We start from the raw sequence: 14,976 nt of genomic DNA, 5'->3' as shown, positions 1-14,976 counted from the left end.
AGTACTTTAGTTTCAGTAATACTTCCTGTTTCATTTTACTGCTCTGTCAAGCACTTTTTGTTATAATATGTAGTATTTTTCAATAAGGGTTTTTATGAAACTAACACTTTCCGACCGCATGCAAACACTCTCACCATCTTTAACAATTGCAATCTCAACATTAGCACGAGAGCTCAAAGCAGAAGGAAAAGATATACTCTCTTTCTCTGCAGGAGAACCAGATTTTGGCACGCCAAAACGTATCAAAGATGAAGCAATCAAAGCAATCAATGAAGGATTTACCCAATATACGGCCGTACCTGGTATTCCCAAACTACTTAAAGCGGTGGCTACTAAACTTGAAAGAGACAACAACCTTGAGTATGCTCCATCTGATATTATTGTTAGTAATGGTGCAAAACACTCACTATTTAACCTCTTCCAAGCAGTGATCAATCCAGGCGATGAAGTCATTATTCCATCTCCTTATTGGGTTACTTATCCTGAATTGGTTAAATATGCTTTTGGTGTACCTGTCATTATTGAGACCGACGATACCAATAAGTTTAAAATTACTCCCAAGCAACTTAAGAATGCCATTACCTCCAAAACAAAAATGCTAGTACTAACCTCACCGTCTAATCCAACAGGTTCAGTCTATACCAAAGAGGAACTTAAAGAGATTTCTGAAGTACTTAAAGACACTAATATTCTTGTTGCCAGTGATGAAATGTATGAAAAACTTATTTATGGTGTCGACTTTACTGCCACAGCAAGTATTAGCAATGACATGTATCAAAGAACAGTTACAATTAATGGATTAAGTAAATCGGTTGCAATGACTGGATGGCGCTTTGGCTACCTTGCAAGTCCAAACAAAAAGCTGATTGCTACTATAAATAAACTACAGAGTCAAAGTACTTCAAATATTAATTCTATCACTCAAAAAGCAGCTATTCCAGCTCTGTTAGGTGAGGTAGATGAAGAAATTACACAGATGAAAAAAGCATTCAAGAAACGGGCTGAAGAGGCAGTCAAGCTCTTTAATGAAATAGACGGTCTCTCTGTTATTAAACCACAGGGTGCCTTTTATCTCTTTGTGAATATTAAAGATATCACAGAAAAATCTATTGTATTCTGCGAAGAGCTTCTCAAAGAAACTGGTGTTGCCGTTGTGCCTGGTATTGGTTTTGGAAGCGAAGGATACTTCCGGTTCTCATTTGCTACTGACATCATAACAATTCGTGAAGGAATTAGACGTATTGAGAAGTTTATTAAAAGTAAATATACTCCATTGAAAAAAAACTAAATCTCTCTTCTCCCTCAAGAAGAATATACCTCTTCCCTCTCGATAATATACTTATCTATAAGACTGATAAGTATTATAGATTCAAAAATCGTATTAGAATTTGAGTAAGAGCTACATGAAAGAGAGTATATGAATCTACCATCTATCCTTAAGGTTATTGCCAAAGATCTACAAACTCAAGGTGCCCGAACATTGCTTGTAGGCGGTGCGGTACGGGATATGATAATGGAGAGAGAAGTAAAAGATTATGATATTGAAGTATATGGTCTAAATACACTAAATAGTCTTGAAAATTTTCTTCATGCCTACGGCAATGTTAGTCAAGTAGGGAAATGCTTTGGTGTTGTCAAGCTCTATATTGATAAAAAGGAGTATGACTTCTCTTTTCCCCGTACAGAAAGGAAAATAGGTAATGGGCATAGAGGGTTTTGTGTTGAAGTAGATGGGTTTCTTGATTTTTCTACTGCTGCGAAGCGACGAGATTTTACAATGAATGCATTAGGATATGATATATTAACAGGAAAGATTCTTGATCCCTTCGGAGGCTTACAAGATATACAACATAAAGTATTAAGACATATTGATGATGCTACATTTATGGATGATCCACTACGAGTATATCGAGCAATACAGTTTGCAGCACGTTTTGAGTTTAGGATAGCAGAGGAGACATCCATATTGTGTCAAAAGATGGTTGAAAATAAACAGCTTGACGAGCTACCCAAAGAACGTATTTATGAAGAGTGGAAAAAGCTGTTACTTAAAGCATCCAAACCTTCTATTGGTTTTGAATTGATGAGAATATGGGGTATCACCATACGTTATTTTCCAGAACTTCATGCACTTATTGGTTATCCAAGATGGTATCTAGAAAAAGATAGATGGGCACATACAATGATAAGTATTGATATCATGGTATCAATACTCAAAAAGCAGAGACAGAAAAATAAAAAACAAGCCAGTAATCATAAGTTTTGGCTCAAACTTTTATTTGCTGTATTGTGCCATGATTTTGGAAAACCATTCATAACAATTAACCCAAAGTATGAGGATATATTTTCAGGGAAAAATATTCAAAAGCATAAGAGTATTTTAGCAGCAGTACAAACCGGTACTCTTGATGTATCAATTTATACTTTTTCATACAAAACTATTGATCTTGAAGCTGTTCGTAGCTTTCTTTATCGTCTCACCAATGAACATACTTTCATCGAAAGTATCCTCCCCTTGGTGGCATACCACCTCAAGCCTTCTGAGTTCTATATCCAAAATATAAAAGCAGGTGATATATGTCGCCTAGCAACCAAAGTAAGTATTGAAGAGCTTGTATTGGTTGCCACAGCTGACTATCTTGGGGGAGAAGATAAAAAAGATATTTCAACAGAAGCACAAACCAATCAGAATATAACACATAATTATCCGGCTGGGAATTGGCTTTTGATGGTAGCAGAAAATTTACAGGTTAAAAATAAACCACTTAAACCATTACTTCAAGGGAGGGATCTTATTGCTTTGGGCATGACACCATCTGTACGCTTCAAAGAAATCCTTGATACAGTATACATATTGCAAATGGAGGGGGAGTTGTATAACAAAAAAATAGCTCTAGATTATGCCAAAAGTCTGATTCAGGCTTAGATTGGCTTTCTTAAAAATTAGTTTTATCTGTAAAATAGAGATGGTTTAGCAACATATTGCCTGCTTAATCTTCTCCTGATTGAGCTTTTTAACTAGTTTGGCCGATAGTTCTAAAAAGCGCTTCTCATCAAGGTTAAGTTTTAGCTTCAGTGCTTCAATATCAATATCTTCTGCCCATGCATTGAGAATTTTGAACTCTTTTTTGGTTAATTTGACTTTTAGTACTTCTTTAAGCTCTTTCTCTGCTTTAAGTGGATGAACTAATTTGTTGATGTGTAGAGTAACCTCTTCTTGTAATGTTTTCATATTTTCCTAATTGTATCTATTATTTTGTTAGCTGTAGTAACAACATATAGCCAAGCCCTGCCATCACAATAGTACCAAAAAGATTAAGTGCCATATTCAAAAAAGCATGACCATAATGACCAGATTCAAGCAAAAGGAAACTCTCCATAGCAAAGGTTGAGTAAGTTGTTAGTGCTCCAAGTATACCTGTAACAAGGAAGGTTTTTAAGTGGAGAGAGAAATGTTCATTGAGATGAAAATAGGCAAACAATATACCGATGAAAAGGCTTCCAATCAGATTGACAGTCAATGTGCCAAAGGGTAGTGCATGTGGCATACGGCTATTAACAAATCCATTAATAAGCATCCGTGCCGTTGCACCAATTGCGCCTCCACTAGCGACTGCGATGATGGTAGGTAGCTGCATTGTCTATCTCCTTTTGCATCTGTTCCTGAATAGTTTTATACCAATTATCAGGGGCTTTTTCTACATTAACAACTGGAAGAAATTTATAATGTACTGTTCCACCGTGTCCTGTTCTTTCATGCTGATCTAGTATCCATTTGCTACCAGTAACGACTATCGGTTGTACTTTCAGTCCCAATTTTTTAGCAATTATATTGGCACCCTGCTTGAAAGGAAGCAATTTTTGACCTTTAGCACGGGTACCTTCAGGAAAAATGATAACAGCACGGTGCTTTTCTTCTATAGACTTTTTAACATCTTTCATCAGCTTAACTATCCCCGCTTTATTGCCTCTATCCAAAGAGATCATGTCTCCGCCTCTGAGTAGATTTCCAAACCACAATACATCAAAAAGCTCTTTTTTTGCTACCCATCGAAGGTGGTTCTTTTGTAGTGCTTCCATGCCAACAATATCAATAACCCCTTGATGATTCATCACATACAAGTCAGCTTCAAGATCCATCTTCCCTTCTTGCTTAAACCTTGCACCCATAAGAAACATACTAAGCCTATTAAGTGTATGGATAATAGATCCTTTGTACTTTGGCGCAATAAAAATAGCAGGAATCATTAAAGCCCCACTTACAAAAGAGATGACTACTACACCCCAATAAAATCTAATTTTTGCAAAGATCTTCATCCTTAACCCATCCTATAATGCCATTCTTATATTCAATCTTTCTAAACTCTAAACGTTTCCCAAGCAGGGGGGTGGTGTATTTACTATCTACTTCAGTACTGACATCACTAGTCTTTGTAGGAAGAACATAAAGGGGTGCACCCTGCTTCACACATATACGTTCTTTTGGTACATAAAAAGTAAGGAGTGTAATTAAGGAGACTGTTCCTAATATAAGATAGAAAAAATCTTGATAAATTAAAAGCATCAGAAAAAAGAATCCAACCAATACTATAACAATATACTTTTTAAGTTTATCGAAGTTATCTTCTTGAGGATTAAGATTAATCTGTGTAATAACGCTATTTTCAAATAATTCTACTGGTGTTTTTAAAAAAACATACTGGTGTTTAATCGTATTAAAGTAGGTAAAACTGAGTTTTTTTTGTGTTGTGGGTATCACTACATAGAACTCACCTTTGGCTTTTGCTCCTTGGCGTTCAATATCCTCAACCCCTGATTCTTCAACTTTTTGAAGATGCATATCTTCCAAGTTAGCCTCATGGGCTTCTACAGATAACATAACAAGATAGTTCTTTTCGTCATAGTGGGAAACTTGTGAATTTTGGATCTTCATATCAGCAGCAAGCACACCACAGAAATCTTTTCTCCGTTTTAGTGTAACTACAGGAATAGTATGAGATTCTAAAATGGTACTCTTCCCGTTGATATCGATAAAGATGCGTGGAAGGGTAATTTCTCCTGATTGTGCTGCTTTAAAGTAAAAAGTATAGAAGTCATAATTTCCATTTTTAATAACAAGCGGTTCAGCAGAAAGAGGATACACATCACTTCCTATCTCAAATCGATAGTGAAGAGGGATCTTTTTTGTACGTGTATCAATAATGGTAATGGGGAAAATCTGATTTTCATACACCTTTTTTGGTACATAGCTATACTTAAAACTACTCTCAGCATGAAGTATGGATGCTGCCATCAATAAAAAAGTCCATATAGGGTATAAGATACGCATCAAAGAAATCAGACCTTAAAACCTTTCAGCATTTTAATGCCATCTTCACTCCCAAGAATAGATTCAAGTGCACGCTCTGGGTGTGGCATAAGACCAAAGACATTCTTTTTTTCATTACAGATACCAGCAATAGAAGCAACAGAACCATTTACCATAACTCGGTTACCTGCTTTATCGCAGTATCGAAGCAACACCTGCCCATTACTTTCGAGCTTCTTGATGCCTTCATCATCAATATAATAGTTCCCATCTGCATGAGCAATAGGGATATTGAGCACCTCGCCTTTATCACACTGATTCAAGAAAGCATTATTATTATTCTCAACATACAATGTTTGATGTTTAGAGATAAAATGTAGATTATTATTTCGCTTCAAAGCCCCAGGAAGAAGCCCAACCTCTGTAAGTATCTGAAATCCATTACAAATACCAAGTACCTTACCACCACTTTTAGCATATTTTGATACTGCCTTCATAATAGGAGAAAAACAGGCAATAGATCCTGAACGTAGATAATCACCATAAGAAAACCCACCAGGTACGACCACTAGGTCAAAATCTTTAGAAAGACTCTCCTGTTTATGCCAAACAAGTTCGGTGCTATATCCTAGTTTTTCAAACGCATACTGTGTATCAAATTCGCAGTTGGTTCCAGGAAATCGTAATATTGCTACTTTCATTTACTTCATCTCAATAGTATAGTCTTCAATCACTGTATTTGCAAGCAACATCTCACACATCTCTTTAACTTTGGCTTTGGCTTCACTCTTGTCATCTGTTTCAAGCTGCAGAATAATCTGCTTTCCTATGCGTACATCTTTTACACCCTTAAAGCCAAGTGAATCAAGTGCATGATGTGTTGCTTTTCCTTGGGGATCCAATACACCTTCTTTTAAAAATATATTTACAATTGCTGTTGTCATTATTTGTTTCCCCTTAAAATTCTGTTAAGCACCTCTTCGTATGCCACCTTGAGTCCACCAAGACCTTTTCGAAAACGATCTTTGTCCATACTCTCACCACTTTCACTGTCCCAAAGTCTAAAATTATCTGGGCTGAGCTCATCAATAAGCATAATATTACCATCTACATCACGTCCAAACTCAAGTTTAAAATCAACCAATATAAGCCCACGCTCTTCATAAAATACTTTAAGAAGCTCATTGATGCGCCTTGCCCAGTAGCGGATAAAATCAAGCTCTGCCGCATCATTAACCAATTCAAGAATAAGGCAATGCTGATCATTAAGTTTAGGGTCTCCTAGTTCATCATTTTTATAATCAAATTCTACCAGCGCAAAGGGAAGTACTTTTCCATCTTCAATACCAAGATTACGACTGAGACTTCCTGTGGCAATATTGCGTACAATCACCTCAATAAGAATCACTTCGGCTTTTTTATGTAGCATATGGGTACCATCAAGCATTTCAATAAAATGTGTTGGAACCCCTTTAGTATTAAGAAATTTAAAGAGTTCGGTAGATATTTTGTTATTAAGTGCCCCTTTTCCTGCTTCACTTGACTTCTTCTCTCCATTAAATGCTGTTAAGTCATCTTTAAACTCAGAAATATAAAGTTTTTCATTATCTGTAGACCAAATCTTTTTAGCCTTACCTTCATATATAAGTGACTTTTTATTCATACACTATTTCCCTTTTTGTGCAACAATAAGTGCTTTAAGAATATCAATGGCACTTTTAAGCTGCGTATCACTATAGACCATTTTTTCTGTAATATATTTTTTATATTTAGTCATATTTTGATCTTCAGCTACAGTAGTATCATCACTTTTTTTACTCTGCTTTTTACCATCTATTTTTTCCAACTCAACCTCAAGATGCTTCTTAAGGTCTTTCTCTTTAAAGCGTATTAGGTCTTTGACATACTCTATTTTACCAAAATGAACAATAATATCAGGTGTAACACCTTTGTTTTGAATGGTGCGTCCACTTGGGAGATAGTAGCGTGCTATGGTTAATTTAAGTGCTTCTTTCTTGCCTACAGGTATAACAACCTGTACCGACCCTTTACCAAAAGTCTTCTCTCCAACAATAACAGAACGGTTAAAATCCTGTAATGCACCAGAGACAATCTCACTTGCTGAAGCAGAACCACTATTAACAAGTGTTACAATAGGTGTTTTGGTGTCAGTACTCTCTCTATGTGCTTTGTATTTAATATTTTCATGTTTGCTTTTACCTTTTTGGCTCACAATAACACCTTTTTCAACAAACATATCAACCAAACCAGTTGCCTGATCAAGTAGCCCTCCTGGGTTATTGCGCAAATCAAGAATAATCCCTTTAGTATTGTTGTGCTCTTGAATTGCCTTTTTAACACTCTTGACTACTTTTTGATCAAAAGATACTATATGCAAATAGAGTATCCCACTAGCACCTTCGATGGTTTTGGCATAAACTGAATCAATCTTAATAATGCCTCTGGTAATTTTAATCTTAAGTGGTCTAGACTCTTTTTTGCGTATGACAGTGAGTGTAATATCCGTTCCTGGTTTTCCACGCATTAACTGAACTGCCTCATCGATATTCATACCAATAGTTGCCTTGTCATCGATCTTGAGAATAATATCACCTGCTTTAACACCCGCTTTCATAGCAGGTGTACCATCAAGTGGTGCAATGACTGTCAGCGCACCATCCTTCATGCCTACAGAGATGCCTAATCCACCAAATTCACCTTTGGTTTGAACGGTTAAATTTTTATAAGACTTGGTATCCATAAAAGTTGAGTGAGCATCAAGGTTTGTCATAAGCCCCTTAAGTGCTTTGTTGATAAGTGCTGTGGTATTAATATCATCCACATACTCTCTTTCAATAACATTTAGAATTTGAGTAAATTTAATATAGGATTCAAGTTTCTCTTTTGCGGTAGATTTTTTTGTCTCTTTTGTTGAAAGGGAAGAGCCGGAAAGATAGGTAAAAGCTAAGGTAACAACAAGACCCAAAACAATTATTTTTTTATTTTTTTTAATCATACAATAATATACTCCAAAAATTAGTTTATTATTCTATAAAAATCTCACTAAGAGACCGCTGTCAGTGCATAGTTTAAGAAAGAAAAGTCTATCGATATAATATTTAATTTTTATACGCCATGTAACATATATTTCTTTTTTAATATTTCAATCTTTTTGCATGCCTTAGCAAAAAGCATAAAATATTCTATCCCTTCCACGCACAAATGTTTATGGCGCTCATAAGAGACAATTACCCGTTGTGCACGTGCAACTGCTCTCTCTTTATTGCGTTTCAAATGTTCAAATGCAATTGCCCCATTGATGAGCCCTTTAGCAAGATTGGCAAGGGGGTCTTTGTGAAACCGTAGCAAATGCCATGCTTCCTCTAGCACCTCATGTGCCTCAAAATACTTTTCAGTATCCATCAATATCAAATATGTCTGAAGTATCTCTTCAAGATCATTATTGGCTAACGACATCTATTCTTACAGACTCTCAATATTTCCAACTACTTTTCCCACAATCACCACCTCATCAGGAGAAAGCACTTCAGGTGAATATGCTTTATTGTCAGAGATTAATTCTACCATACCGTCGGCTCTTTGGCGGATACGCTTAATGAAGAGTCCAGCTGTAGTTGCAGCAATAAAGATACCATCTTTGTTGATATTGGTTTGGGCACGATCAATAAAAACAATACTTCCATCTTGAAGGGTAGGCTCCATCGATTCGCCATCAACATGTATTGCCTCAAGTTCAGTATTTCCCAATCCTACCATATTATGCATAATTTTCTTATCGATAGCAATAGTCTCATAGTTCTCATCAAATACTTCAGCTCCCCCTCCAGCACTTGCACGGATGTCTGCAAAATAGCGTACCCTAAAATACTTCTCTGTCTGCTCCTTGAGCATGTCAACCGCTTGATCAAAAAAGAGCCAATTGGCAGAGATCTTTTTAAGTGCACAAAATTCAAGTATCTCCTCATAAGGAATAGCATTTCGTTTCTTCATTGTTGCAAAGGTTGCTTGTGGAATATTGAGTGCATTGGCAACATCTTTATCAAACACCTTGCTGCCTATCTTGGTTTCAGAAATAATATCTTTTAGTTTTTCTATAGTCTCTGTCATAGTCTGCATCATTACTCCTTTAATTTTTTATATATCAAATTATAGGATATTTTTCTTAAAAAGTATGTCAAATTGACATACTTTTAATGATTTTTTTTATATTAAATTACAATTTGATATAAAAAATACTAAAAAGGATTAATAATGAATTATAGACTACATAAAGAGCTTTTAGGTTATGCGGTAAAAATGGGGTGTAAAACAGCATCTGATTTTGCACTATTTTTAAAGGCAAGGGAGTCAATTCTTGCACTCTAAAAACATGGTTATGGCAAAAGGAATTTTATGACTAATCTAGCAGTAGTACAGTCACCTCATCTCCAGTCTCTTTAGAAGTATCATTCTCAGAGGTAAAGATAAGTCCAATATTACCAAGCATATTGGTTAAGATAGCAGATGTGCCAACCTTTTTTCCTTTGAAGTCTGCATAATACTCTCCTTGTATAAGTGAGATATTGCAAGCTGTAAACTCTGCCTTTTTTGTACGTTTGGAAAATGGCTCTTTAAGTTTAGCCCTTACCTGCTTTATGGGGTTTTTGCCTCTTTGTAGCTTTTCAATCAGTGGCACCACATAGACCAGTGCCATTACTGTTGCAGAGTATGCAAAACCAGGAAGTGCCACAATGAACTTATCTGCTTTACGTGCTACCATAATATGCTGACCTGGCTTGACACGCACCCCTTTGAAAATAACTTCACACTCCAATTCATAGATAATATCCTTGACAAAGTCGAAGTCTCCAACACTCACCCCACCAGTAGTCACTACAATATCACTCTTCTCTAGCGCATCAGAAACCACTGTTTTAATACTTGCTTTGTCATCACCAACACATCCTAACTGCATAGGATGCCCATCATACTTCTTAACAATTGCTTCAATAGTATAGTTATTCGATGAACGTATCTGTGAATTATTTATCTGTACTTCACCCAAATCAAGTAGCTCGGATCCGGTAGAGAGAATGGAAACTATCGGCTTTTCATAAACCAATACGTGTACAATATTCAAACTAGCAAGTACACCAATATGAGAAAAATCTATCTTGGTGCCCATTTCAATGAGCTTCTGCCCTTTGGCATAATTCTCACCTACCTCACGTACGGCAAAACCTTGAGGTACCTCCTCTTTAATGATAATCTCATTACCTTCTACCTCTACATTTTCAATAGGAATGAGTGTATCGGCACCCTCTGGCATCAGTGATCCTGTAAAAGTCTTAATACAAGTTCCACCAATTACCTGACTACATAGTGTTGAGCCAGCAGGATTTATGCTAGTAATTTTAAGCCGTCCCATTGCCTGATCTTCATATATAATCGCATATCCATCCATCCCTGAAGTTGGAAGTTCTGGAGAGTTGTGCTTGGCAACAATATCTTCTGCTAACACATAACCGAGTGTATCCATTAGATAGCATTTTTTAGTCTTATACTTTTTAATCTGTAAACCCTCAAGTAATGCCATCGATTCATCAAAATGTATCATGGGAAAAGTTCCTTTTTCAAATTTATTATTCATTCTAGCATTACAGAGCAGTGCTTGCTAACACTATTTATAACTAACTTGCAAAATTACCCCAGTAGCCCTGCACCATCCATCGGTGTACTTCTATCTTTTGCATAGATACGTTCCCCATGCTTCATATCATACTTCCAAATAGGTGCGTTAGCCTTGAAATCTTCAACAAATTTTTCTATGAGATCCAATGCCACACGTCGCTTAGGAGAAAATACTGCTGCAATATAAGAAGACGAATGTATTGGTACATCCCCAATGGCATGTGCCATCTTTACTATTGCCCCTCTTGCTTTAGCTCTCTCTTGCCATGTATCAAACCATATTTTCAGTACGGGTTCATAAATATCAAAACTGAGTGCTTCTATACCATTTTCAGCACGTATTGTTCCTATAAATGGAATAAAGGCACCATAATTTGATCTGGCTTCTTCATCCAGCCATCTGGTAAAAATCTCTTTAACATCTAAAGAACCATTATATAATTCCATCGGTATCCCTACTATAATTAAAGTATTACAATAAATATATCACTACGTTTTACTAATGTAACTGTTATCCGCCACAAACAGGGGGAAGGATGGAAATTCTGTCTCCATTTTTCAATGGTATGGAAAGATCATTCACCATGGTATCATTTAATGCTACAGCACATTGCGGTAACCATTCTTGAATCTCCTTATCTTCCTTCAGTTGTTTTGCTACATCTAAAAGTGTTTTGGCTTCAATCTCTACAGAGGGCTTTTTAATGGGTCCGAGAAACTCTATTGTTACCACACAAGACTCCTTGCAATATTGACCGATTATAATTCTTGTTTGGTATAATTGCGCTTAAATTATCCAAAAAGGAGGTAGGAGCATTATGGGCATACGTTTTGGCTCCATCTCATACCTCAATCTCCTTCCTTTTCATATTTTTCTCAAAAAACGACTTAAAAGTAGTGGTGCAAAAATGGCATTTCACCACAACCGTGCTATCCCATCAAAAATCAACCATGACTTTAAAAGAAGGGCAATACATGCAGCATTTATCTCTTCAGTAGTATCAAAAAAATGTCACTGTACTGATGTTGGCATCATTGCCAAAAAGAGCGTCTACAGTGTGCTTCTTATCCCTGGAGAAGACCAAAAAGATCCTGCCTCTGCCACTTCCAACAAGCTAGCACAACTACTAGGTCTTAAGGGAAGAGTATTCATTGGTGATGCTGCACTTCAATACTATCTTAAGGGGGGAAAGGGCATCGATCTAGCAGAGGCTTGGTATGCAAAAACTGGTCTACCATTTGTCTTTGCAAGGCTCTGTTACAACCAAGAAAGTACCTATATTAATAAACTAGCACAGGCTTTTGTTGCCAAAAAGGTGCGTATTCCACAATATATCCTAAAAAAAGAGGCACAAAAGAGAGCTATTACCTCTAACGAACTACACTGGTATCTAGAGCATATTCATTATAAAATGGATTGGAAGGCAAAGAAAAGTTTGAAAAAATTCCTACAATACAATCGTTAATATTTCCCAGCACATTAGGATAAAAAACAGTAAAACAAGGCTATGTCTAACAAGAGGTTATTTTATCTTGTTTGCAAAAATGCTTCAATACGCTTAATTGTTGCATCAACCCCAAGTATTGCCATCATCTCATCAACCCCTGCACCTGTTAGTGCGCCAACAAGTGCCACACGAAGCGGCATACCAATCTTCCCAAAACCAATATCTTTCTTAGTTACAATCGACTCAAGCACTTCATGATAATCACTTGGCAAGTACAGTGGTTTTTGCCATGTTTGAAGCATTGTCATAAAGTCTGTTAATATCTCTTTTGTCCCTTCCTTGAAAGCTTTTTTAACTGCCTTAGAATCATACCCTGTTGGTGCATTCAAAATCAACTTAATCTGCTCTGCCAACTCAACCAATGTCTTGCTTCGCTCTTTGGTCGCATGTAAAATGATAGAGGCATTTTTATTGTCCTCTAGGTCTACTCCAAACTCTTTGAGCAAACCTATAAGCTTTTCATCTGATGCCTCTTTGATATAATGTGCGTTAAGCCACAAGAGCTTATCGAGATTATAGCTTGAGGCAGATTTATTAATATTTTGAGGGTCAAAAAGTTGTATCATCTCCTCCAAAGAGAAGATCTCCTGATCACCATGGCTCCACCCTAGACGTACCAAAAAATTAAGGAGTGCTTCTGGTAAGAAACCTTGTATTTTATACTCCATCACATCAGTTGCACCATCACGTTTGGAGAGTTTTTTTCCTTGCTCGTTGTTAATCATTGCCACATGATAAAATCGAGGAAGCTCAAAACCCAATGCATTATACACCACAATCTGCTTAGGGGTATTATAGAGATGGTCGTCACCACGGATTACGTCAGTCAAACCCATCAATGCATCATCAATGGCGACAACGAAATTATATGTCGGTGTACCGTCTGCACGAGCAATAATGAAATCATCTACCTCCGTAGCAGCGATCTCAATATCTCCCTTGATACCATCATCAAAAGTAATCATGCCCTCTTGCGGTGCTTTAATACGGATGACTGGTTCAACTCCCTCAGGAGGCGTACCACTAAAATCACGATAGCGACCATCATAATGTGGACGTTCTTTGCGTGCTGTCTGTGCTTTGCGAAGTGCATCAAGCTCCTCTTTGGTCATATAACACTTGTAGGCTTTATTCTCTTTAAGAAGCCGATCAATATACTTTTTATAAAGGTCAAAACGCTTGGACTGATAGACCACTTCACCATCATAGCTCAACCCTGCCCACTCAAATGCCTTAATAATTGCTTCAAGTGCCTCTTTGGAGTTTCGAGAAAGATCTGTATCTTCAATGCGAAGTAAAAATTTTCCATTGTTGTGTCTAGCAGTTAACCAAGAAAAAAGTGCTGTTCTCAGTCCACCAATATGTAGATACCCTGTGGGAGAAGGAGCAAAACGTGTTACTGTCGACATAAATTAACCTTAATTTTTTTGCAATTATACCATGAGGAGGCTAAGAGGGAGAGGTGCTGTGCAGGTTTGTCGACTAGGCGGTACAAAACCTTTTAAAATAATTAGATATAATCACAACACAATAGAACAAGAGGCATGCAGTAACGTGAGCATAGACAAAAAGAAAACATTGTCAAGCAATGTATGCTGGTATACTTTACTTCAACTACCCAAAAGGCATTTTAAATGATAGGTATCGTCGACTATAGTATGGGCAACCTTGCCTCTGTCATTAATGCTTTTAAAAAAGTGGGCACCAAAGCAGTACTAGAGAGTGACCCAGAGAAGCTTCTGCACTATGACAGACTCGTCCTTCCAGGTGTTGGTGCATTTGGTGATGCTATGATGCATTTAAAGAAGCGTGGGATGGATGAAGCGGTCAAAACCTTTGTTGCTTCAGGGAAACCATTACTAGGTATCTGTTTGGGTATGCAACTTCTTTTTGAAAGCAGTGAAGAGTTTGGGAGCCACGAAGGACTAGGGCTCATCCCTGGGAAAGTGATTGCATTTGACGAGAGCAGATTTGATCACCCTCAAAAAGTACCTCATATGGGCTGGAATGAACTATTTGTACAAAACAGCACAAAACTATTTGATGGGCTCAATCAAGAGTTTTATCTCTATTTTGTCCACTCATTGAGGGATTATTTTTAAAAATTTTATAAAAGTATTTATTTTGAAATCATGAATAGATGTTATGTCATAATATGATACCACTGAAGATATTTTAAATTCTGTTATTTAAATCAAGACCTCTCATATTTATTTTATTGAGTTTCATTTAAAGTTAATACACACAATCATCATATGTAGTCAATTGAGCTAATAACATCATTCTGTAATAAAATCTACTTGTTCTCTGTTTGTTGCTTTGAATGATTATAAGAATTTAAATCATTTCAAAATACATCCATTCTTTCATTCGCAATTACCCCATAGTATGTTTAAATCTACATGTTGTGTGATTTTGATGCATATTTGTAGTAAGATAACACGCCTCATAAGCCGTCTTCCCATTATT

General features: G+C 36.7%; 17 protein-coding genes and 1 pseudogene. 4 read left to right on the top strand and 14 right to left on the bottom strand.

Annotated features, from left to right (window positions below; all coding sequences use genetic code 11):
* The first annotated feature begins 94 nt into the window (after positions 1 to 94).
* Both LGB01_01260 and LGB01_01255 read left to right on the top strand, forming a co-directional pair.
* Positions 95 to 1,288: a pyridoxal phosphate-dependent aminotransferase gene (locus tag LGB01_01260; GenBank protein MCB4752852.1), complete on the top strand. Its 1,194-nt coding sequence runs from the start codon at positions 95 to 97 to the stop codon at positions 1,286 to 1,288.
* A 129-nt stretch (positions 1,289 to 1,417) separates the two neighbouring features.
* Positions 1,418 to 2,926, top strand: coding sequence for a hypothetical protein (locus tag LGB01_01255; GenBank protein MCB4752851.1), 1,509 nt, complete (start codon positions 1,418 to 1,420; stop codon positions 2,924 to 2,926).
* A gap of 45 nt (positions 2,927 to 2,971) precedes the next feature.
* Here LGB01_01255 and LGB01_01250 read toward each other — a convergent pair whose 3' ends face one another.
* The 13 genes from LGB01_01250 to LGB01_01190 all read right to left on the bottom strand — a co-directional run bounded on the left by LGB01_01250 (position 2,972) and on the right by LGB01_01190 (position 11,732).
* Positions 2,972 to 3,232 carry a hypothetical protein gene (locus LGB01_01250; protein MCB4752850.1) on the bottom strand — a complete coding sequence of 87 codons (261 nt, stop codon included), beginning with the start codon at positions 3,230 to 3,232 and terminating at the stop codon, positions 2,972 to 2,974.
* Between the two features lie 19 nt (positions 3,233 to 3,251).
* Positions 3,252 to 3,638 (bottom strand): fluoride efflux transporter CrcB, encoded by a 387-nt coding sequence (gene crcB, locus LGB01_01245; GenBank protein MCB4752849.1) that lies wholly within the window; start codon positions 3,636 to 3,638, stop codon positions 3,252 to 3,254.
* Positions 3,607 to 4,317 (bottom strand): 1-acyl-sn-glycerol-3-phosphate acyltransferase, encoded by a 711-nt coding sequence (locus LGB01_01240; protein ID MCB4752848.1) that lies wholly within the window; start codon positions 4,315 to 4,317, stop codon positions 3,607 to 3,609. The genes crcB and LGB01_01240 overlap by 32 nt, the downstream gene beginning before the upstream one ends.
* Positions 4,295 to 5,293: a hypothetical protein gene (locus tag LGB01_01235; GenBank protein ID MCB4752847.1), complete on the bottom strand. Its 999-nt coding sequence runs from the start codon at positions 5,291 to 5,293 to the stop codon at positions 4,295 to 4,297. Before LGB01_01235 ends, LGB01_01240 begins: the two co-directional genes overlap by 23 nt.
* Positions 5,294 to 5,337: 44 nt before the next feature.
* Positions 5,338 to 6,009 (bottom strand): phosphoribosylformylglycinamidine synthase subunit PurQ, encoded by a 672-nt coding sequence (gene purQ, locus LGB01_01230; GenBank protein ID MCB4752846.1) that lies wholly within the window; start codon positions 6,007 to 6,009, stop codon positions 5,338 to 5,340.
* A complete protein-coding gene (purS, locus tag LGB01_01225; protein ID MCB4752845.1) occupies positions 6,010 to 6,252 on the bottom strand; it encodes a phosphoribosylformylglycinamidine synthase subunit PurS in 243 nt (80 codons plus the stop codon). It lies immediately after the preceding gene.
* Complete coding sequence (locus LGB01_01220; protein ID MCB4752844.1) at positions 6,252 to 6,971, bottom strand: phosphoribosylaminoimidazolesuccinocarboxamide synthase; 720 nt, start codon at positions 6,969 to 6,971, stop codon at positions 6,252 to 6,254. Before LGB01_01220 ends, purS begins: the two co-directional genes overlap by 1 nt.
* A 3-nt stretch (positions 6,972 to 6,974) precedes the next feature.
* A complete protein-coding gene (locus tag LGB01_01215) occupies positions 6,975 to 8,324 on the bottom strand; it encodes a S41 family peptidase (GenBank protein MCB4752843.1) in 1,350 nt (449 codons plus the stop codon).
* Positions 8,325 to 8,434: 110 nt separating this feature from the next.
* Positions 8,435 to 8,785 (bottom strand): DUF309 domain-containing protein, encoded by a 351-nt coding sequence (locus tag LGB01_01210; protein ID MCB4752842.1) that lies wholly within the window; start codon positions 8,783 to 8,785, stop codon positions 8,435 to 8,437.
* Between the two features lie 6 nt (positions 8,786 to 8,791).
* Complete coding sequence (locus tag LGB01_01205) at positions 8,792 to 9,448, bottom strand: helix-turn-helix domain-containing protein (GenBank protein MCB4752841.1); 657 nt, start codon at positions 9,446 to 9,448, stop codon at positions 8,792 to 8,794.
* Between the two features lie 277 nt (positions 9,449 to 9,725).
* On the bottom strand, positions 9,726 to 10,925 hold the full coding sequence (locus tag LGB01_01200; GenBank protein MCB4752840.1) for a molybdopterin molybdotransferase MoeA: 1,200 nt from the start codon (positions 10,923 to 10,925) through the stop codon (positions 9,726 to 9,728).
* An 86-nt stretch (positions 10,926 to 11,011) separates the two neighbouring features.
* Complete coding sequence (locus tag LGB01_01195) at positions 11,012 to 11,446, bottom strand: molybdenum cofactor biosynthesis protein MoaE (GenBank protein ID MCB4752839.1); 435 nt, start codon at positions 11,444 to 11,446, stop codon at positions 11,012 to 11,014.
* A 64-nt stretch (positions 11,447 to 11,510) separates the two neighbouring features.
* Entirely contained in the window at positions 11,511 to 11,732 is a 222-nt protein-coding gene (locus LGB01_01190) for a MoaD/ThiS family protein (protein MCB4752838.1), read from the bottom strand.
* Between the two features lie 85 nt (positions 11,733 to 11,817).
* Between LGB01_01190 and LGB01_01185 the strand changes: the two genes are divergently transcribed.
* Entirely contained in the window at positions 11,818 to 12,465 is a 648-nt protein-coding gene (locus LGB01_01185) for a hypothetical protein (GenBank protein MCB4752837.1), read from the top strand.
* 62 nt (positions 12,466 to 12,527) lie between these two features.
* Here LGB01_01185 and gltX read toward each other — a convergent pair whose 3' ends face one another.
* Positions 12,528 to 13,916, bottom strand: a complete 1,389-nt coding sequence (gene gltX, locus LGB01_01180; protein ID MCB4752836.1) for a glutamate--tRNA ligase — start codon at positions 13,914 to 13,916, stop codon at positions 12,528 to 12,530.
* Between the two features lie 225 nt (positions 13,917 to 14,141).
* Here gltX and hisH point away from each other — a divergent pair.
* Positions 14,142 to 14,591: pseudogene (gene hisH, locus LGB01_01175) on the top strand (imidazole glycerol phosphate synthase subunit HisH).
* Positions 14,592 to 14,976: the final 385 nt, after the last annotated feature.

It is taken from the genome of Sulfurovum sp., assembly GCA_020525365.1.
In the GTDB taxonomy this organism is placed as follows: domain Bacteria; phylum Campylobacterota; class Campylobacteria; order Campylobacterales; family Sulfurovaceae; genus Sulfurovum.
Note: the sequence above shows the minus strand (reverse complement) of the source record. Positions and strands in the feature narration are given on the sequence as shown.

Excerpts from the sequence above, each read along its gene's own strand:
- LGB01_01260 (MCB4752852.1), top strand. The coding sequence starts at position 95 with ATGAAACTAACACTTTCCGACCGCATGCAAACACTCTCACCATCTTTA.
- LGB01_01255 (MCB4752851.1), top strand. The coding sequence starts at position 1,418 with ATGAATCTACCATCTATCCTTAAGGTTATTGCCAAAGATCTACAAACT.
- LGB01_01250 (MCB4752850.1), bottom strand. The coding sequence starts at position 3,232 with ATGAAAACATTACAAGAAGAGGTTACTCTACACATCAACAAATTAGTT.
- crcB (MCB4752849.1), bottom strand. The coding sequence starts at position 3,638 with ATGCAGCTACCTACCATCATCGCAGTCGCTAGTGGAGGCGCAATTGGT.
- LGB01_01240 (MCB4752848.1), bottom strand. The coding sequence starts at position 4,317 with ATGAAGATCTTTGCAAAAATTAGATTTTATTGGGGTGTAGTAGTCATC.
- LGB01_01235 (MCB4752847.1), bottom strand. The coding sequence starts at position 5,293 with ATGGCAGCATCCATACTTCATGCTGAGAGTAGTTTTAAGTATAGCTAT.
- purQ (MCB4752846.1), bottom strand. The coding sequence starts at position 6,009 with ATGAAAGTAGCAATATTACGATTTCCTGGAACCAACTGCGAATTTGAT.
- purS (MCB4752845.1), bottom strand. The coding sequence starts at position 6,252 with ATGACAACAGCAATTGTAAATATATTTTTAAAAGAAGGTGTATTGGAT.
- LGB01_01220 (MCB4752844.1), bottom strand. The coding sequence starts at position 6,971 with ATGAATAAAAAGTCACTTATATATGAAGGTAAGGCTAAAAAGATTTGG.
- LGB01_01215 (MCB4752843.1), bottom strand. The coding sequence starts at position 8,324 with ATGATTAAAAAAAATAAAAAAATAATTGTTTTGGGTCTTGTTGTTACC.
- LGB01_01210 (MCB4752842.1), bottom strand. The coding sequence starts at position 8,785 with ATGTCGTTAGCCAATAATGATCTTGAAGAGATACTTCAGACATATTTG.
- LGB01_01205 (MCB4752841.1), bottom strand. The coding sequence starts at position 9,448 with ATGATGCAGACTATGACAGAGACTATAGAAAAACTAAAAGATATTATT.
- LGB01_01200 (MCB4752840.1), bottom strand. The coding sequence starts at position 10,925 with ATGATACATTTTGATGAATCGATGGCATTACTTGAGGGTTTACAGATT.
- LGB01_01195 (MCB4752839.1), bottom strand. The coding sequence starts at position 11,446 with ATGGAATTATATAATGGTTCTTTAGATGTTAAAGAGATTTTTACCAGA.
- LGB01_01185 (MCB4752837.1), top strand. The coding sequence starts at position 11,818 with ATGGGCATACGTTTTGGCTCCATCTCATACCTCAATCTCCTTCCTTTT.
- gltX (MCB4752836.1), bottom strand. The coding sequence starts at position 13,916 with ATGTCGACAGTAACACGTTTTGCTCCTTCTCCCACAGGGTATCTACAT.